Source organism: Providencia sp. PROV119, from assembly GCF_028482435.1.
GTDB lineage: Bacteria > Pseudomonadota > Gammaproteobacteria > Enterobacterales > Enterobacteriaceae > Providencia > Providencia stuartii.
On the sequence record NZ_JAMPQL010000001.1, the window covers coordinates 220,072 to 237,298 of the forward strand.

Annotated in this window: 18 protein-coding genes and 1 other annotated feature; of the genes, 4 read left to right on the forward strand and 14 right to left on the reverse strand. The window is 42.5% G+C overall.

What is annotated here, in order from left to right; translation table 11 throughout:
• Positions 1 to 55: 55 nt before the first annotated feature.
• Both PSF11_RS01050 and PSF11_RS01055 read right to left on the reverse strand, forming a co-directional pair.
• Entirely contained in the window at positions 56 to 616 is a 561-nt protein-coding gene (locus PSF11_RS01050; RefSeq protein WP_145928236.1) for a hypothetical protein, read from the reverse strand.
• A 172-nt stretch (positions 617 to 788) separates the two neighbouring features.
• Positions 789 to 2,363 (reverse strand): TerC family protein, encoded by a 1,575-nt coding sequence (locus tag PSF11_RS01055; protein WP_004917989.1) that lies wholly within the window; start codon positions 2,361 to 2,363, stop codon positions 789 to 791.
• A 244-nt stretch (positions 2,364 to 2,607) separates the two neighbouring features.
• Here PSF11_RS01055 and gndA point away from each other — a divergent pair, with 244 nt between their 5' ends.
• The gene (gndA, locus tag PSF11_RS01060) at positions 2,608 to 4,014 is read left to right on the forward strand and encodes an NADP-dependent phosphogluconate dehydrogenase (protein WP_014657811.1); all 1,407 of its coding nucleotides are present in this window, start codon (positions 2,608 to 2,610) and stop codon (positions 4,012 to 4,014) included.
• 135 nt (positions 4,015 to 4,149) lie between these two features.
• Here gndA and PSF11_RS01065 read toward each other — a convergent pair whose 3' ends face one another.
• Positions 4,150 to 4,434, reverse strand: a complete 285-nt coding sequence (locus PSF11_RS01065; RefSeq protein WP_004917993.1) for an Imm53 family immunity protein — start codon at positions 4,432 to 4,434, stop codon at positions 4,150 to 4,152.
• Positions 4,435 to 5,137: 703 nt separating this feature from the next.
• On the opposite strand from PSF11_RS01065, the gene PSF11_RS01070 reads away from it, so the two are divergent.
• Together PSF11_RS01070 and PSF11_RS01075 are read left to right on the forward strand one after the other, a co-directional pair.
• Positions 5,138 to 6,328 carry a multidrug effflux MFS transporter gene (locus PSF11_RS01070; RefSeq protein WP_014657812.1) on the forward strand — a complete coding sequence of 397 codons (1,191 nt, stop codon included), beginning with the start codon at positions 5,138 to 5,140 and terminating at the stop codon, positions 6,326 to 6,328.
• 120 nt (positions 6,329 to 6,448) lie between these two features.
• Positions 6,449 to 7,084, forward strand: coding sequence for a CatB-related O-acetyltransferase (locus tag PSF11_RS01075; protein ID WP_036943574.1), 636 nt, complete (start codon positions 6,449 to 6,451; stop codon positions 7,082 to 7,084).
• 53 nt (positions 7,085 to 7,137) lie between these two features.
• Here the strand turns inward: PSF11_RS01075 and PSF11_RS01080 are convergent, their stop codons facing one another.
• The 10 genes from PSF11_RS01080 to hisG all read right to left on the reverse strand — a co-directional run bounded on the left by PSF11_RS01080 (position 7,138) and on the right by hisG (position 15,351).
• The gene (locus PSF11_RS01080; RefSeq protein ID WP_014657814.1) at positions 7,138 to 7,380 is read right to left on the reverse strand and encodes a glycine zipper domain-containing protein; all 243 of its coding nucleotides are present in this window, start codon (positions 7,378 to 7,380) and stop codon (positions 7,138 to 7,140) included.
• A gap of 90 nt (positions 7,381 to 7,470) precedes the next feature.
• Positions 7,471 to 7,902: a YbaK/EbsC family protein gene (locus PSF11_RS01085; protein ID WP_223854886.1), complete on the reverse strand. Its 432-nt coding sequence runs from the start codon at positions 7,900 to 7,902 to the stop codon at positions 7,471 to 7,473.
• A 365-nt stretch (positions 7,903 to 8,267) separates the two neighbouring features.
• On the reverse strand, positions 8,268 to 8,879 hold the full coding sequence (gene hisIE, locus PSF11_RS01090) for a bifunctional phosphoribosyl-AMP cyclohydrolase/phosphoribosyl-ATP diphosphatase HisIE (RefSeq protein ID WP_004918003.1): 612 nt from the start codon (positions 8,877 to 8,879) through the stop codon (positions 8,268 to 8,270).
• Complete coding sequence (hisF, locus tag PSF11_RS01095) at positions 8,873 to 9,649, reverse strand: imidazole glycerol phosphate synthase subunit HisF (RefSeq protein ID WP_004918004.1); 777 nt, start codon at positions 9,647 to 9,649, stop codon at positions 8,873 to 8,875. The genes hisIE and hisF overlap by 7 nt, the downstream gene beginning before the upstream one ends.
• Positions 9,631 to 10,368: a 1-(5-phosphoribosyl)-5-[(5-phosphoribosylamino)methylideneamino]imidazole-4-carboxamide isomerase gene (hisA, locus tag PSF11_RS01100; RefSeq protein WP_004918006.1), complete on the reverse strand. Its 738-nt coding sequence runs from the start codon at positions 10,366 to 10,368 to the stop codon at positions 9,631 to 9,633. The genes hisF and hisA overlap by 19 nt, the downstream gene beginning before the upstream one ends.
• Positions 10,369 to 10,373: 5 nt before the next feature.
• Positions 10,374 to 10,967 (reverse strand): imidazole glycerol phosphate synthase subunit HisH, encoded by a 594-nt coding sequence (gene hisH, locus PSF11_RS01105; protein ID WP_004918008.1) that lies wholly within the window; start codon positions 10,965 to 10,967, stop codon positions 10,374 to 10,376.
• Positions 10,967 to 12,034, reverse strand: coding sequence for a bifunctional histidinol-phosphatase/imidazoleglycerol-phosphate dehydratase HisB (hisB, locus tag PSF11_RS01110; RefSeq protein WP_004918009.1), 1,068 nt, complete (start codon positions 12,032 to 12,034; stop codon positions 10,967 to 10,969). The genes hisH and hisB overlap by 1 nt, the downstream gene beginning before the upstream one ends.
• A 21-nt stretch (positions 12,035 to 12,055) precedes the next feature.
• Positions 12,056 to 13,126, reverse strand: coding sequence for a histidinol-phosphate transaminase (gene hisC, locus PSF11_RS01115; protein ID WP_072502939.1), 1,071 nt, complete (start codon positions 13,124 to 13,126; stop codon positions 12,056 to 12,058).
• Between the two features lie 9 nt (positions 13,127 to 13,135).
• Positions 13,136 to 14,446 (reverse strand): histidinol dehydrogenase, encoded by a 1,311-nt coding sequence (gene hisD, locus PSF11_RS01120; RefSeq protein WP_004918012.1) that lies wholly within the window; start codon positions 14,444 to 14,446, stop codon positions 13,136 to 13,138.
• 5 nt (positions 14,447 to 14,451) lie between these two features.
• Positions 14,452 to 15,351: an ATP phosphoribosyltransferase gene (gene hisG, locus PSF11_RS01125; protein ID WP_004918014.1), complete on the reverse strand. Its 900-nt coding sequence runs from the start codon at positions 15,349 to 15,351 to the stop codon at positions 14,452 to 14,454.
• Positions 15,352 to 15,392: 41 nt separating this feature from the next.
• Positions 15,393 to 15,521 (reverse strand) — a sequence feature (His leader region).
• Positions 15,522 to 15,766: 245 nt separating this feature from the next.
• On the opposite strand from hisG, the gene PSF11_RS01130 reads away from it, so the two are divergent.
• Complete coding sequence (locus tag PSF11_RS01130; protein WP_014657818.1) at positions 15,767 to 16,594, forward strand: SDR family oxidoreductase; 828 nt, start codon at positions 15,767 to 15,769, stop codon at positions 16,592 to 16,594.
• Here PSF11_RS01130 and PSF11_RS01135 read toward each other — a convergent pair.
• Complete coding sequence (locus PSF11_RS01135) at positions 16,587 to 17,210, reverse strand: glutathione S-transferase family protein (RefSeq protein WP_014657819.1); 624 nt, start codon at positions 17,208 to 17,210, stop codon at positions 16,587 to 16,589. The two genes, PSF11_RS01130 and PSF11_RS01135, sit on opposite strands and share 8 nt — an antisense overlap.
• Positions 17,211 to 17,227: the final 17 nt, after the last annotated feature.

A 17,227-nucleotide genomic window follows, 5' to 3' on the forward strand; every position in this document is an offset into this window, starting at 1 on the left:
TTTCATGAATAAATGGCATCATCAGAATAAGATGCCATTTATTTACATAAACTTATTAGAATACGCTGAAAGTTTTTCGGTATTGAGGGTCATTAGGATCAATTGTTTTAGCGGCTTCTTTCGCTGCTTGGTTATCTTGGTAACCTTTTTTTGATTCAATATTCCTTTTAACTAAGCCTGCTAGGTTTAATTTTTGTTCAAATTTTGCCAGTGTTTCCCGTTTTTTAGAGCCACTTTTATAGCCCACATCATCTAATCTTTTTTGATAATTGGCGGTTTTTCCTCGCAAGTTATTTAATTGAATTGATAGTTGTTTAAATTGATTTTTATTTTTTTCGCCATCTATAGCCCCATGCTCTTTATTTATATTATTTAGCAAATTATTCATATTTTTTAGAATAGAGCTAACATCTTTCTCTATTCCTTTTAATTCTTTAAGCTTAAATATTCCGCTGCCAACTTTGTTTGTGTTTTGCTGATTTATGGCTGGATTTGATTGAAAGCTATTGGTCGTACGTTTTATATTTCCAGTAATACCTGAATTGTGAGCTGTTGTTTGTGGCTGTTGTAACTGATGTGTGTTATGTAATACTTTACCAGTGATTGACTGAACCATGTTAACCTCGAATAACATTATTAAGTTGCCTAAATTATTGAACAACTCAATAATTAATTCTTTTAAAAAACGCTACCATTTTTGTGTTTTAAGACATCGGATAAAGCAACTTTAAATATTTATGTAAAAAAATACCGGCTCACTGGCCGGTATGGTTCTAAATGAAGCTTAATTACTCTTCTTCATCTTCTTCAGGCTGTTTAGGTGGAATAATCAGCACCTTGCTAATACGGTGGTTCTTGACCTCAAGCGGTTGGAAAATACAACCGTTCACCTCAATTTGTTCACCTTCTTCAGGAACACGTTGAAGATGTTCCATCAATAGGCCTGCAATGGTTTCGTATTCACGTTTTTCATCCAATTCCATTGGAACAAATAAGATCAGGTCTTCTAATGGCATAAAACCATTGGCAATCCAGTGACCATCCTCCAACTTTTGGATGTCATGACGCGAATCATTTTCTTCTTCCCCATCTGGTAAGTTACCAGCAATGGTTTCCATTACATCGGTTAAGGTGACGACACCCTCAACAGTACCAAACTCATCGACAACAAAGGCAAAGTGTGTTTGAGCTTTACGGAACTGCTCTAGCGCTTTTAGCAGCGAAAGGCCTTCAGGGAAGATCAGGGGTTGAGTAATAAGAGCACGTAAATCAAGAGGTTGACCACTGAGCTGCTGTTTAACTAAATCAAGCACATGGATAACACCAACAGGCTCATCACTGATATTCTCATCAATCACCACAAAGCGTGAATGCGGATTTTTTTCCAGCAATTGTAGTAATTCACTGGCTGATTTATTGATATCTAAATATTCCACATCATGGCGTGATGTCATGATACTTTCGACATTACGTTCCGCCATTCCCAAAACTCGGGCAATCATTTGACGCTCTTGTGGATCAAAAACAGATTGGTTATCCGCTATCAAGTCCGATGTATGAGCATCCAATTCCGCACGTTCATGGTTACCGCTTAGAATACGTAGCACCGCTTCTGCTGTGCGCTCACGTAATGGGCGACTACCTTTTAGGAATTTGCGACGGTTAAATTGTGCGAACTGATTTAAGACTTCAATCATGATAGAGAAACCAATCGCAGCATATAGATAGCCTTTCGGTATCGAGTAACCGAAGCCTTCAGCAACCAAGCTAAAGCCTATCATCAACAAGAAACTGAGACACAGGATAACGATAGTAGGGTGGTTGTTAACAAAACCAGTTAGTGGCTTACTTGCCCATATCATCAACATCATGGCAATCGTCACAGCAGCAACCATAACACCAATATGGTCAACCATCCCAACGGCAGTAATTACCGAATCGAGTGAGAAAACTGCATCAAGGACGATGATTTGTGCCACAACAGCCCAGAAATTCGATGTTTTCCGCTGGGTATGCGCGTGTTCATCCCCACCTTCTAGCCGTTCATTAAGCTCCATTGTTGCCTTAAATAGCAAAAAGAGACCGCCGACCAACATGATCAGATCTCTGGCACTAAATGGATGATCGAATAGTGTAATTAAAGGCTTGGTGAGCGTGATTAGCCAAGACAAGCTAAATAGCAGAATGACTCGCATCACTAGTGCTAGCATCAGACCCGTTACACGAGCCCTATCACGCAATTTTTGCGGAAGCTTATCTGCCAAAATGGCAATAAAGACGAGGTTATCAATACCAAGAACGATTTCTAGAACGATAAGGGTGGCAAGCCCCGCCCAAATCGAAGGATCTGCGATCCATTCCATACAGTTTGTTTTACCTTCTGATATGACGGCATATGCCGACTGGTGAATAATGCGGTTTGTTTACTCAAATTTCAATAAAAATTCACGTTAATGAGACGATAATCTACAAATAATATTCCGTTTGCGTCATCGATTGCATCAATAACTACCCACCAGAACAAACCTGAGTTAACATGTGATCCTGTTAACAGAATTGCCAGCAAGTAAAATGCTGGCTTAGGTCCTAATCAGACAGGAGTTTTTCATGTCAAAGCAACAGATTGGCGTTGTCGGTATGGCTGTCATGGGGCGCAACCTTGCGCTGAATATTGAAAGCCGTGGTTATTCCGTCTCTATTTTCAACCGTTCTAAAGATAAAACGGATGAAGTTATTGCTGAAAATCCAGGGAAAAAATTAGTTCCCAGCTACACTATTGAAGAGTTTGTCGACTCTCTGGAAAAACCACGCCGTATCCTGCTAATGGTGAAAGCAGGTGAAGCGACAGATAAAACGATTGCTGCATTGACTCCGCATTTGGACAAAGGCGATATCCTGATTGATGGTGGCAATACGCTATATAAAGACACAATCCGTCGTAATCGCGAGCTATCAGAGCAAGGCTTTAACTTTATCGGTACAGGGGTTTCTGGTGGTGAAGAGGGGGCACTAAAAGGCCCATCGATCATGCCGGGTGGACAAAAAGAGGCTTATGAACTGGTTGCACCAATTCTAAAAGAAATCGCCGCTAAAGCAGAAGGTGAGCCTTGCGTGACTTATATTGGCCCAGATGGTGCTGGTCATTATGTTAAAATGGTTCACAATGGTATTGAATATGGTGATATGCAACTTATCGCTGAGGCCTATTCATTATTAAAAGGTGCTTTAAACCTAAGCAATGAAGCGCTTGCAGAGATTTTTGCAGATTGGAACCAAGGTGAACTAAGTAGCTATCTGATTGAAATCACCGCTGATATCTTTAAGAAAAAAGATGAAGATGGCAAATATCTTGTTGATGTTATTTTGGATGAAGCGGCAAACAAGGGCACAGGTAAGTGGACTAGCCAAAGCTCTTTAGATTTAGGTATTCCAGTAACACTTATCACTGAATCGGTATTCGCACGTTATATCTCTTTCCTAAAAGATCAACGTGTTGCTGCTTCTAAAGTGTTAACTGGTCCGGCATTAAAAGCGGTTGAAGGTGATAAAAAACAGTTTATCGAAAAAGTACGCCGCGCGTTATACCTAGGTAAAATCGTCTCTTATGCTCAAGGCTTCCAGCAATTAAAAGCGGCTTCTGACGAATATAACTGGGATCTTAACTACGGTGAAATCGCGAAGATTTTCCGTGCTGGTTGTATTATTCGTGCTCAGTTCTTGCAAAAGATTACAGATGCCTACAATGAAAACGCACAGATTGCGAACTTGTTATTAGCGCCATACTTTAAGCAAATCGCAGATGAATATCAGCAAGCGTTACGTGATGTGGTTTGTTATGGTGTACAAAACGGTATTCCAACACCCACATTCTCAGCCGCAATTTCTTATTATGATAGCTATCGTTCAGCGGTATTGCCTGCTAACTTAATTCAGGCACAGCGCGATTATTTCGGTGCTCATACTTATAAACGTACTGATAAAGAAGGCGTATTTCATACCGAATGGATGGAGTAATTCATTAAAACAATGAATTACATAAGTGAGGGGGCTGGTGATCCAGCCCCTTTTTTTGTGCATACAACTCCCCCTATTAGGCTGGGGAAGTCATGAATATTAAAAACATTATGCTAGGCTGAAGGAGATATACTGTTATGACCCATTAAGCCATTTAATAGCGTAATCTAAGATGATATTTAAATTTTGTGGGCTTCCATAGCCTTTAAATTCTTTATCAGTTGTAATGATATTTAACCAATCATCATTGCTATTATTAACAATAAGGTTTGATTTATTTTTTCCACTCTCACCATTAATATGAACTCGCCAGCCTGGATTGTCTAACGTACTGATGTCTAATCCATATTCATGCTCCCAAATTCCATCGCATTGAGATTTATACCAATTTTGTAATTGAGTAATTAGATTATTATTCATTTTTTAAGTATTTATTTCTCAGTTCGCTCTCTTATTATGCTAATACTCGTCAAAACTCAAAGTTGATAATGTCATAAATGTAGGTAAATCAACTGGGGTTGTCAGCTAAAACAAATTAGACAAGAACTCGCAAGAGACAGCGTAAGGGGAATAGAAGGCTTATGCAAATTATGGTGTGACTTCATGGATTGCCATTACTCGAGAATATCGCCTTATTGAATTGATGATAATACTATTTTTATTGAAGTGAGCTTACTCTACGATAGGGTGAGAAAATAGGCTTCGACTAGGAATAATACATAGCGATTATTTACCTGATGGATCCGCAAGAGAAGAATTTTGAATAACAAACCATAACTAATAACACTATAAAAAATGAACTGGTATTCATCAATTGGCTATTACGTTGCGGGGAGTGACTGATACGACGCTGTTCATTCGCTTAGTCTAAAATACTCGTTTACTTAGTGATAGTTAGAGGATCATAAGCTGCCTAACAGAGCATCTGTACTCTGCATTCAAGCGTTAAATTTACTTAACGGTGAGTTTTTTATGCTGAAAGATATTCGGGCAAGAAAATCGGGTATCGCTTTGATTGATTCTACTGATAGAATTATCAGTTCATTTTTATTATTAGGCTGAGAAAGCTTCACTGCAAAGCCTAGATTGATCATTTGATGATTGTTCACTAAGAATTCTATTTATGCGAAAGTTCCTTGTCCTGTTATTGTTACTCGTACTACTTAGCCCACTGGCGATTGACCTATATTTACCGACAATCCCTGCTATTGCGATTGCCCTTGGCTCCCCAGAGTCACTGATACAATCAACAATCGCGCTGTTTATTTTAATTTTTGGTATAGGGCAGTTGGTCTCAGGGCCTTTAATTGATCGATATGGACGTAAACCTATCGCCATCATAGGGATCTTAATTTATATCATCGGGTCGACAGTTGCAGCATTATCCACTGCGGTGGAGATCTTTATTGCTGCGCGAGTGCTGCAAGGTGTCGCGGTCTGCTGTACAGGTGTAGTTGCTTTTAGTGGGGTGCGAGACCGTTTAAATGGTACAGAAGCGGCGCGTGCATTTGGCTTCCTGAATGGCACATTAAACATTGTGCCAGCGCTTGCTCCGCTATTAGGTGGCTTTTTGGCAGAATATTGGGGATGGCGCGCACCTTTTTGGTTCCTTGCCCTCTATGCATTACTGCTCTTAGTATTGGTGATAGCTTTTTTACCTGAAACTCGCCCTGCAAGTTTGCAACATGTGAAAAAACTGCAACTTAACCATTATCTGCACATTTTGCGTAATAAGTATTTTATGATTTTTGCATTGGTTAATGCGGGTAGTATGGGAATGGTACTGACTTATGTCTCCTTTGCACCGAGCGTGTTAATGGGGGATTCAAAGCTAACCCCGCTAGAATTTTCGCTTGTGTTTGGGGCAAATGGTTTTTGGATCATGTTTGCTAGCTATATTGCTAACCACTATATCCCGAAAATTGGTCGCCCTAATTGCTTAAAAGCAGGTAGCTTATTTATGGGGATCGGGTGTTTAGGCCTCGTATTAGGCTTAATGTTACTGCCCTATGCGTTACAAAACCATTGGTTAGTCTATATGTTACCTGTTGCTTGTGCCTGTACAGGACTCGCTTTTATGATGGGAACCGCAACCAGTTACGCGTTAGAACCTTTTGAAAAAGAGGCTGGAACGGCCTCTGCACTGGTCGGGTTTATTCAAATGGCGGTTGGTGCGGGGTTAAGTTTATTGGCGATTAATGCCTTCTTACCAGCAAAGTGGGCGCTAGCTATTTTAATGTTGTTAGGCTGTATCATTGCGCTGGTGGCAAGGAATGTCAGCTTAAAATTAGCCGCACAGAATGAGGCAGCATAAATGATAAATCCCTTATTAAAACAGCCTAGGGTGGCTAAAGGTGATGTATTTTTGAGCGCGAATACATCACCATAGACAGCGTTCTATGGTAATAATAATTTTACGACGAGGATTGTTACCATGAATCAAAAGCATTGGTCAAAATATCAACTATTACACGAAGTTGTCCAAAACCCCAATATCCATATTAAAGGGCGTCACAGTTATTACAGTGACTGTTGGGATAATGGCTTTGAAGCCTCCGTTGTTCGTTACCTACAAGGAGATGAAGGGAGTCGTGACTGGCAACTTCCTTGGCAAGTCGATCAACTCTATATTGGCGATTATGTGTGTATCGGCAGTGAAGCCGTGATTTTGATGGGAGGAAATCACACTCATCGAATGGACTGGTTTTGCTTGTATCCTTTTATTGAGCATATTAATGAAGCCTATGTAGGGAAGGGCGATACGATAATTGGTGATGGCGCATGGATTGGTATGCGAGCATTCATCATGCCAGGCGTTCATATCGGTGAAGGCGCTGTTATTGCCGCCAATAGTGTTGTGGTAAAAAATGTGGCGCCATATAGCATTGTTGGGGGCAATCCAGCGAAACAGATTGGATACCGTTTTTCGCCTGAAATTATTAGTGAGCTGCTCGCATTGAGAATTTATGATTGGCCTGAAGAGCAATTCAATGCGTTAAAACCTCATTTATGTCATTCTGATTTGGCCGCATTAAAAGCGGCATTGTTGGAATATCAAAACAAATCATAACAATGACCGATAGGGAATGATGATATGTCATTCCCTTTATCGCATATATAAATTTACTTCTTGCTGGCTAAGTAACCAAATATAAAGCCGACTCCGGCAGCGATAGTGGCTGCGGCAAGTGGATGGCTTTTTACGCTATCCACAGCGGAATTTAAGGTATCACAGCCTTGAGCTGCACATTTTTTAACGGCACCTTTAATTTGATGTTCTGTAGAGTCGGTGACTTCACCATAGGCTTGCTGCGCCGTGCCAGCGGCTTCTCTTGCTCTGTTTTCTGCTTTGTCGAATAAACTCATGATATTCTCCTTTATACTGAACAACAGTTATTACTAAGTGTAGCAGCCGCATAAAAGCGCGAGACCTATTTTACTTAAAATCAAGTTATTTTACGTTGTTTCACTATCACGAATAAAACTAACTAGCGTGGGATTAGCAATACGCCGATAGTCTTCGGTATTGAGGATAACTGAGCGTTCAAGTGTGCCAGCATTAAAGGCTAATTCTTCAAAACGGGCAAATAAATAAGGATCAGCAATTAATTTTAGCGAGGGGTGGAAGCTAAAAGGAGGAATGGCGCCAAATACACATTGGGTTAAATCATCCACTTCTTTTGGACTCGCTAATGAGGCTCGCGTTCCGCCAATGGCATGGGCTATTTTGCTTAAATCAGCCTGTTTATCCGCAGGAAGAATAGCTAAAACATGTTGGCGGATCCCATTTCCTTTGACATGGCATACCAGACCTTTTGCACCTTGACCTAATTGGGTTCCTCGTACTTTAGCGACTTCCTCAGATTTACCTGCGGTTGGGTGTTCCATCACACGGTATCTGGCATTATGTTTATCAAGTAACTGGGTTAATTGAATAAAAATAGGGCTTTCTGACACGACGGTTCCTTTTTTATAAAAATAAACAGTTGAGATAGTAGCAAAATTAGATAACAAGCTAAATACCATGGATATTATCTGAAAATTGAAAGAAGCAATGAGCGTGTTTTTAAGTTAATAGCGAAATCATTGTCCAAATAGCATTTTTATTAAAATAGGCTTTCACTTGAATTAATTGACTCAATTAGCTAAACAGTCATTTATAGGTAAGATAATAGGAGGGCTTAGGTCGACGAACAATAATCAGTTCACCTTTTTTATATTGGGTAGCCCACCTTAAGCAGGCTACCGTATTATTATTGATGGCGCTCTTTCAGTCGTTTGATGATAGTGCTTAAATCAAGATCTTGGTCTTGTAAGAGTACCAGCAAGTGATACATCAGATCTGCGGCTTCATTCGTGAGTTCAGCACGATCATTCACGGTGGCAGCTAGTGCGGTCTCAACCCCTTCTTCTCCCACTTTTTGAGCGATACGTTTAGTTCCACTAGCATATAAACGCGCGGTGTAAGAGCTTTCAGGATCTGCTGTTTTACGTGATTTTAGTAAGGTTTCCAGTTCAAATAAGAAGCCCCAATCACTTTGGGCTGGAGCAAAACAGCTTTCAGTGCCCTTGTGACAAGTTGGTCCAATAGGTTGTACTAAGGCGAGCAGGGTATCGCTGTCACAGTCTGGATAGATATCTACCAAATTGAGAAAATGGCCAGACGTTTCCCCTTTGGTCCATAGGCGCTGTTTGGTTCTTGAATAAAAAGTGACCTTGCCACTCTCTAAGGTGGTTTGTAAGGCTTCAGGGTTCATATAACCCAACATTAGTACATCACCAGAGGTGGCGTGTTGTACAACAACAGGCATTAGCCCATCGACTTTTTGCCAAGCAAGTTGGTGACATTGTTCTGTGGTTAACATACTCTAATTTGAACTCCATTTTCTGCAAGGTATTGCTTTAATTCACCGATATTGATGATTTGCTTATGGAACACAGAAGCAGCAAGTGCGCCATCAACGTTTGCATCGCAAAAAGCATCAAGGAAGTGTACTTTTTCACCCGCGCCACCAGAGGCAATTAAAGGCACTTGGCAGATTTCGCGGACTTTTTTCAGTTGTAGCAGATCATAGCCTTGGCGTACACCGTCTTGGTTCATCATGTTTAGAACGATTTCGCCAGCACCGCGTTGTTGAACCTCTTTAACCCAATCTAAGGTTTTCCAGCGAGTTTGTGTGGTGCGCTTTTCATCCCCAGTAAATTGATAAACCAGATAATCTCCGCTGTCATGGTCAAACCAAGTGTCGATACCAACCACAATACATTGAACACCAAAGCGCTCAGCGAGACGGCTAATTAAGGTTGGATCAGACAATGCAGGTGAGTTAATGGAAATTTTATCTGCGCCAAATGACAGGATTTGTGCTGCATCTTCGACACTTTTAATACCACCAGCCACGCAAAACGGGATATCAATGACTTCGGCGACTTTGGAAACCCAACTCTTATCGACCACACGGCCGTCAGATGATGCAGTAATATCATAAAAAACTAATTCATCTGCCCCTTCTTGGGCATAACGCTGGGCGAGCGGCACGATATCACCAATAATTTCATGATTACGGAATTGAACACCTTTAACCACTTGCCCATCACGAACATCCAGACAAGGAATTATGCGTTTTGCCAACATGCGATTGCCTCCGCGACAGTGAATTTACCTTCAAGTAGGGCGCGACCAACAATCACGCCTGCCGCTCCTGATGATGGAATAGCGGCGATATCAGCTAAAGAGCCAATACCCCCTGAAGCTTGAAAAGCAATATCAGGGTATTTTTGACTGATTTCACGATATAAGTTGACATTGGAACCCGCCAAAGTGCCATCTTTCGAAATATCGGTACATAAAACGTGTTTTAGCCCGTATGGCTGATACATCTCAATGGCCTGTTCTAGAGAAAGGTTTGAATTCTCTTGCCAGCCACTGATGGCAATTTCTTTAACGCCTTGTTGATTGATACGAACATCCAGAGCAAGCACGATAGCTTCACCGCCGTAACGTTCAAACCAAGTTTTCACTAATTCGGGTTGCTTGACCGCGGTTGAGCCAATAACCACTCGCGTCGCTCCCGCGTCTAACAGCGCTTTTACGTCTTCTTCAGTGCGGATACCACCGCCAACTTGTACAGGAACACAAACGCCAGCTAATAATTTTTTGAGTAGGGAAATTTGGCGTTTTTGTGGGTCTTTGGCTCCCGTTAAATCGACTAAATGCAGTAATTTCGCCCCTTCTTGCTCATATTGTTGCAGGCGAGGGAGAGGATCATTACCGTATGCCGTTTGCTTGGCATAGTCTCCTTGGTGTAGGCGAACAACATTACCATCAATTAAATCTAAAGCAGGAATGATCATCTCAATTACATCTCCAAAAAGTTTTGGATCAGACGGGAACCTGCGGCACCCGAACGTTCAGGGTGGAATTGAACCCCGTAAAAGTTATCCTGATTGACAGCACTACTAAATGGGTTCCCATATAAGGTTTGAGCTAGGGTATTGCCTGAAATTGGCATCGAATAGCTATGCACAAAATAGAAGTAGGCATCCTCACGGATCCCTTTGAATAAAGGGTGGCCTGCTAATGCTTTAACTTGGTTCCAGCCACTGTGCGGAACAGGCAAACCGTTAGCATCCATTTTTTGGACCGGGCTATCAATGAGGCCCAGTAATGGGATCAATTCTTTACCTTCTTCACTCACACTGCCCATTAATTGCATACCTAAGCAGATGCCTAAAACAGGTTGAGTCAGCGTTTTAATTAACGGAATGAGTTCACGCTCATTCAGTTGTTCCATGGCGGCACTTGCTGTGCCGACTCCCGGTAGAAACACTTTATCAGCCTGTAAAATCGTCTTAGTATCACGGCTAATTTTTGGGGTGTAACCCAAACGCTTAACAGCGTAAGCGACCGATGACAAATTAGCGCACCCCGTATCAAGGATCACAACATTCATTAGAGAACCCCTTTCGAGCTAGGCAAAGTATCCCCTTCAACACGGATCGCTTGGCGTAAGGTGCGACCAAACACTTTAAATAGGCTCTCTGCTTTATGGTGATCGTTTTTCCCTTTAGTTTTCAGGTGTAACGTACAACCCATCGCATAAGAGAGTGAACTGAAAAAGTGTTCGATCATTTCAGTGCTCAAATCACCAACGCGTTGGTATTTAAATTCTGCTTTGTATTCAAGGTGTGGGCGGCCTGAGATATCTAATGCACAGCGTGCTTGGCATTCATCCATCGGTAGCACAAAGCCAAAACGCGCAATACCACGTTTGTCACCTAGCGCAACACGCAGTGCCTCACCAAGGGCTAAACCTGTATCCTCAACGGTGTGATGGTCGTCTATAAATAGGTCACCTTTAACGTCGATATTTAAACGGAAACCACCGTGAGTCGCGATTTGGTCAAGCATGTGATCAAAGAAGCCAACGCCGGTGTTGATTTGGCTACCGCCTTCGCGATCAAGCCAGACTTCGACGCGAATATGGGTCTCTTTTGTGACTCGTTCGACCAAGGCATGACGATCGCGTTTGGTTAACTTATCAGTGATAGCGACCCAATCGAGTGATTCAGGGCTATAACGTAGGCCTTGAATACCCATATTTTCAGCTAATTGGATGTCGGTTTCACGGTCGCCAATCACATAGCTGTTTGCTTTGTCTAATTTACCTTCAACAAGATAATTTTCGACTAAGCCTAACTTTGGCTTGCGGCAGTTGCAGTTATCCGCAGGTTTGTGAGGGCAGATCAGCACTTCATCAAATTGGATACCCTGAGATTCAAAAACCTGCATCATTAAATTATGAGGTGGCTCAAAGTCAGCCGTTGGAAAGCTATCCGTTCCCAAGCCATCTTGGTTAGTGACCATGACTAAACGGTAGTTGGCTTTTTGGAGCGCGAGTAAGCTCGGGATCACCGCTTTTTCAAATGCTAATTTACTTAGGCTATCGACCTGAAAATCAGTAGGTGGCTCAGTGATTAATGTTCCGTCACGGTCAATAAAAAGTATTTTTTGGCTCATGAATGTTTCCTATTTTCAGGTTTAGCAAAGGGCTTCAATAGCGTCAATAACACGTACATTTTCGGTTTCTGTGCCGATAGTGATACGTAAACAGTTGGCAAGTCCTGGCTGTTTACTTTGATCACGTAAAATAATGCCTTGATCCCACAGGGCTTTAAACACCTTATTGCCGTCAGTAAAGCGCACTAAAATATAGTTAGTCTCGCTTGGGTAAACCTTTTCTACGATAGGCAATGCCTGTAAAGCTTCTGAAAGCGCAATGCGGTTATTGGTGATTGTCGTAACACGGTGTTTCATGGTCGCTATCCCCTCCATATTCAGCGCTTGAGCCGCTATCATCGCCACAGGGGTAGAAAGCGGATAAGGAGCGATCACTTTTAGCAAAACTTCAATAACATCGGGGGCGGCTAATGTGAAGCCACAACGCAGGCCTGCTAGTGCAAATGCTTTTGATAAAGTTCTCAGTACGACTAGGTTAGGGTAGTTGTTGAGCCAACTGGCTACGCTATATTGAGGGCAAAATTCAATATAAGCTTCATCAATAACCACTAACGCTCGACCTGCCGCCATTTCAAGGACTTCAACCAGTGCCTTGTTATCAATAATATTGCCGGTTGGATTATTGGGGCTGCAAATATAGATCAGCTTAGTGTTGCTCAAGTTTTCACGAATAGCATCCACATTGAGTGACCAGTCTGGCAGAGCAGGGATCTTCTTCTGTTCGATACCAAAAGTTTCAGCGCTGACACTGTACATGCCATAGGTAGGTGGACAAAACATCACCGCATCTTTACCGGGTTCACAGAAGGCCCGGATCAGCAGCTCGATTGACTCGTCAGCGCCGCGGCAAACTAACACTTGCTCAGGAGAAACCCCTGCATATGCCGCGTAATTGAGGATCACATCGGTAGGCTGGCATTCAGGATAGCGGTTTAAATTACGTTCATTAAACTGAAACTCTGGCGCAATTGGGTATTCATTCGCATTTAACCAAACATCACCACGACCGCCTAAACGGCGAGCAGACATATAGGGTGTCATCTCTTTGACATTGTTACGTGCAAGACTAGCGGCTTTAAAGGTTTCGCTCATCACTCACTCCTATTTTTGTTTGTTCAGTTCAGTGACACGTAAGGTCACGGCATTTTTGTGAGCCGTTAGGCTTTCTGCTTGCGCTAACGTTTCAATGGTAGTCGCTAACCCTAAAAGCCCTTGAGGCGAGAGTTTTTGCACTGTCATACGTTTCATAAAATCAGCAAGGCCAAGACTTGAATAGGTTGATGTATAACCGTAAGTCGGCAACACGTGGTTAGTTCCAGATGCATAATCTCCCGCGGATTCAGGTGACCAGTCACCAACAAAAATCGATCCCGCACTGGTGATGTCTTCGACTAATTCGTCGGCATTACGTGTTTGTAGAATTAAATGTTCTGGACCGTAGCGGTTACTTATTTCAACGCACTGTGCAATGGAGTCAGCAATAATGACACGACTGGCACTCAATGCTGCTCTTGCAATATCAGCACGCGATAACTCTGCAAGCTGTTTTTCCGTTTCATCAATAACACGTTGAGCAAATGTTTGGCTGTCGGTTAACAATATGACTTGTGAATCAGGGCCATGCTCTGCTTGCGATAATAGATCCGCCGCTGTAAAAGCAGGGTTGGCTTGGCTGTCAGCAATGACTAACACTTCTGATGGCCCCGCTGGCATATCAATTGCGGCCCCTTCGTGATCTTGGCTGACTTGGCGTTTGGCCTCTGTCACATAGGCATTGCCCGGGCCAAAAATTTTATCAACGGCGGGAATACTTTCGGTTCCAAATGCCATAGCGGCAATTGCTTGCGCTCCCCCAACTTGGAAAATATCGGTAATACCACACAATTTAGCGGCATAGAGTATTTCATCTGCAATAGGTGGCGGTGAGCAAAGGATCACTTGCCGGCAGCCTGCAATATTTGCGGGTGTGCCTAACATCATTACCGTTGAGAGAAGGGGGGCCGAGCCTCCAGGAATATAGAGACCCACGGAATCGATCGGGCGTGTAATTTGTTGGCACACAACCCCAGGTTGAGTTTCAACTTGAATAGCCGCCGGTTTCTGAGCCTCATGAAAACGACGGATATTGCCGATGGCCGTTTGCATCGCAATTTTGATGTTGTCATCAAGGCGTGTTGCGGCTTGTTCAACAGCATCTTGTGAAACACGAATAGTTGAAATAGCTGTTTTATCAAAACGTTGGCTAAATTCGATTAATGCACTATCACCGCGGGCTTTGACCTGTTCAATGATCTGGGTGACAGCAGCGCTAATGTTTGTAGACGCAGCGATGGCAGGGCGTGTCAGTAGCGCTTTTTGTTCATTAGCATGACATGATGACCAGCGAATCGGTTGATTAAATCCCATTTCCATCGGTATTACTCCATCATTTTTTCAATCGGTAGAACCAAAATGGAGCTTGCGCCTAATGCCTTGAGTTTTTCCATGGTTTCCCAGAACAGGGTTTCACTGCTGACCATGTGCATTGCAACACGGTTTTTATCTCCCGCTAAAGGCAACAAAGTAGGGCGCTCTGCACCCGGCAGTAATGCGATAATCTCTTCTAAGCGCTCACTTGGAGCGTGTAGCATAATGTATTTGGATTCGCGGGCTTGGATAACACCTTGAATGCGTGTCATCATGCGATCAATCAGTTGCTGCTTGTCTGCTGAAATTTCCCCGTCTCGTTGGATCAAACAAGCTTTAGAACGATAAATCACTTCGACTTCTTTTAGGCCGTTGGCCTCTAATGTTGCCCCTGTTGAAACAAGATCACAGATAGCATCGGCAAGACCTGCTCGAGGGGCGACTTCGACAGAGCCGTTTAATAAACAAGATTTAAATTGAATGCCTTTTTCATCGAAGTAACGTTTTAATAAGTTCGGGTAAGAGGTGGCAATACGAGAGCCATTTAAGCACTCTGCACCTGTGTAGTTAAAGTCAAGAGGCGCGGCCAATGATAAGCGACAAGCACCAAAATCAAGGCGACGCAGTGTCTTATAAGCGGGATTATCGCCTTGAGCACGGCGGCTTAATAGCTCCTCTTCAAGGACGTTTTCACCAATGATACCAAGGTCAACGACACCATCCATAACTAGCCCTGGGATATCGTCATCGCGTACACGAAGTAAATCAATAGGCATATTTTCTGCATAAGCAATCAATCGCTGCTGTTGTAAATTGATTTTAATTCCGCAGCGGGCAAGCAGTTCTCGTGAGTCTTCACTTAAACGACCTGATTTTTGAATAGCAATTCTTAACCGTGATTTATCCAACATAATTTTACCCTGCTTATTCTGTAATATATTTTTGATTAATAATAAAAAAACCCTCGGAAGATATTCTTCCGAGGGTTTTCTCTATTTCGCATTTCAGCCACCGGAAGAGTTATTGAACGTCTTCCAGCACACATCGCCCGAAAGACTAATCAGGATGATGGTGATGATGATGGTTGCGAGAAATACGAGTCATAATAGCTTCCGATAATAATATTGTTAGTTGCTTAAACATTCACTACTCATCAACCTATCCGATTTCATCACTAGAATGCAACTCTTTTTTTAAAAATAATCGATAATAATTGGATAGTGCCGTTTTATAGTGAATAATCGCCTGAATAATATATTCGGAAGTTAAAAGGTTTTTCGATAAGCTAAGCAGAATTAAGTTATTGTCGGTATGTAGGGGGGAATGATGAAAAAGGTCGCAATTGTTGGATTGGGGTGGTTAGGGTTACCCCTTGCGAGAGCGTTGTTGGCTGAGGGGATTGAAGTCTCTGGCACAAAAACGACCACGGATGGTATCGCTGCCGCTCGTGCTGTAGGAATTGATTGTTATCATTTGCAGCTCACTCCCGAATTAGTGTGTGATGGTGATGACTTACAGCAATTAATGGAAGAGGCTCAGGCGTTAATTATTTTACTACCGCCTTCAAAAGTGAATGTATCAGCTTATGTCAACGCCATCGAACAGCTTGTTGATACGGCAATAACCTTTCAAATTCCTCGTGTGATTTTTACCTCATCGACTTCTGTTTACGGTAATGCGATTGGTGAAATTGATGAAAATAGCCAGCGACATGCAGAAACCGCGTCAGGGCAAGCCTTGATTGAGGTTGAAAACTGGCTTCATGCACTGCCGAACATTTCAGTGGATATTTTACGGCTAGCGGGGTTGGTAGGAGAAAATCGTCACGCAGGGCGTTTCCTTGCGGGCAAAAAATCCCTAAAAGGAGCAACACAGCCTGTTAATCTTGTTCATCAGGATGATGTGATTGCTGCCATCCTATTATTACTCAGGCAGCCCAAAGGAGGACATATCTATAATTTATGTGCTCCTCAACATCCTCAACGCGCGGATTTCTACCGCCAAGCGTCTCAATCATTAAATTTGGAGGCACCTGAATTTTGCACTGAACCGGCAGAAAACGCAGGGAAAATCGTTAAAGGTGAACGTATCTGTCAAGAACTTGGGTTTGAGTATCAATACCCAAACCCAATGCAGATGCCGATGACTATTTAAGCGGGATCATCACAATTTTTTGGAAAGCAGGACGGGTTGTTAACTGAGAGTACCAACGTTCTAAGTGAGGGAATTCAGGGCGTTCTGTGACGATTTCGTGCCATGGGTAAAACAGTGGAGCAATAGCGATATCAGCGATCCCAAATTGTTGACCGCTAAAATAGGGCTGAGTCGCTAGGGCTTCATCGGCAATTTTGAGCAACTTTTCAATATTGTGATAAATGGTACGTACTGTTTCTGGATCTCGTTCGTCAGGGGAAACGCGGACAATTTTATTCATCATCTGTTTGATATTATCGAACAAACTTCCACATCCCCAATCTAACCATTTGTCGGCAGCAGCCTTTTCTTGAAGGTTTTGTGGGACCAATAAGTGAGAATGATCAAACTTTTCCGTAAGGTATCGTAAAATGGTATTTGATTCCCACAGGGTAAAGTCATCATCCTGTAAAGTTGGAATGGTGCTGTTTGGATTCATTTTTTTATATTCAGGTGTATCAAGCCCCCCAAAAGGGCCGCCAACATCTTTTTGATGATAAGCAACGTTCAATTCTTCAAGGCACCAAAGTACTTTTTTGACGTTTGATGAGTTTTTACGACCCCATACAGTTAACATAGTTTTCCCCATGATTT

Excerpts from the sequence above, each read along its gene's own strand:
- PSF11_RS01065 (WP_004917993.1), bottom strand. The coding sequence starts at position 4,434 with ATGAATAATAATCTAATTACTCAATTACAAAATTGGTATAAATCTCAA.
- hisG (WP_004918014.1), bottom strand. The coding sequence starts at position 15,351 with ATGTTGGATAAATCACGGTTAAGAATTGCTATTCAAAAATCAGGTCGT.
- PSF11_RS01070 (WP_014657812.1), top strand. The coding sequence starts at position 5,138 with ATGCGAAAGTTCCTTGTCCTGTTATTGTTACTCGTACTACTTAGCCCA.
- PSF11_RS01075 (WP_036943574.1), top strand. The coding sequence starts at position 6,449 with ATGAATCAAAAGCATTGGTCAAAATATCAACTATTACACGAAGTTGTC.
- PSF11_RS01130 (WP_014657818.1), top strand. The coding sequence starts at position 15,767 with ATGAAAAAGGTCGCAATTGTTGGATTGGGGTGGTTAGGGTTACCCCTT.
- hisIE (WP_004918003.1), bottom strand. The coding sequence starts at position 8,879 with ATGTTAACCACAGAACAATGTCACCAACTTGCTTGGCAAAAAGTCGAT.
- hisC (WP_072502939.1), bottom strand. The coding sequence starts at position 13,126 with ATGAGCGAAACCTTTAAAGCCGCTAGTCTTGCACGTAACAATGTCAAA.
- PSF11_RS01080 (WP_014657814.1), bottom strand. The coding sequence starts at position 7,380 with ATGAGTTTATTCGACAAAGCAGAAAACAGAGCAAGAGAAGCCGCTGGC.
- PSF11_RS01085 (WP_223854886.1), bottom strand. The coding sequence starts at position 7,902 with ATGGAACACCCAACCGCAGGTAAATCTGAGGAAGTCGCTAAAGTACGA.
- gndA (WP_014657811.1), top strand. The coding sequence starts at position 2,608 with ATGTCAAAGCAACAGATTGGCGTTGTCGGTATGGCTGTCATGGGGCGC.
- PSF11_RS01135 (WP_014657819.1), bottom strand. The coding sequence starts at position 17,210 with ATGTTAACTGTATGGGGTCGTAAAAACTCATCAAACGTCAAAAAAGTA.
- hisB (WP_004918009.1), bottom strand. The coding sequence starts at position 12,034 with ATGAGCCAAAAAATACTTTTTATTGACCGTGACGGAACATTAATCACT.
- PSF11_RS01055 (WP_004917989.1), bottom strand. The coding sequence starts at position 2,363 with ATGGAATGGATCGCAGATCCTTCGATTTGGGCGGGGCTTGCCACCCTT.
- PSF11_RS01050 (WP_145928236.1), bottom strand. The coding sequence starts at position 616 with ATGGTTCAGTCAATCACTGGTAAAGTATTACATAACACACATCAGTTA.
- hisF (WP_004918004.1), bottom strand. The coding sequence starts at position 9,649 with ATGTTGGCAAAACGCATAATTCCTTGTCTGGATGTTCGTGATGGGCAA.
- hisD (WP_004918012.1), bottom strand. The coding sequence starts at position 14,446 with ATGGAAATGGGATTTAATCAACCGATTCGCTGGTCATCATGTCATGCT.
- hisH (WP_004918008.1), bottom strand. The coding sequence starts at position 10,967 with ATGAATGTTGTGATCCTTGATACGGGGTGCGCTAATTTGTCATCGGTC.
- hisA (WP_004918006.1), bottom strand. The coding sequence starts at position 10,368 with ATGATCATTCCTGCTTTAGATTTAATTGATGGTAATGTTGTTCGCCTA.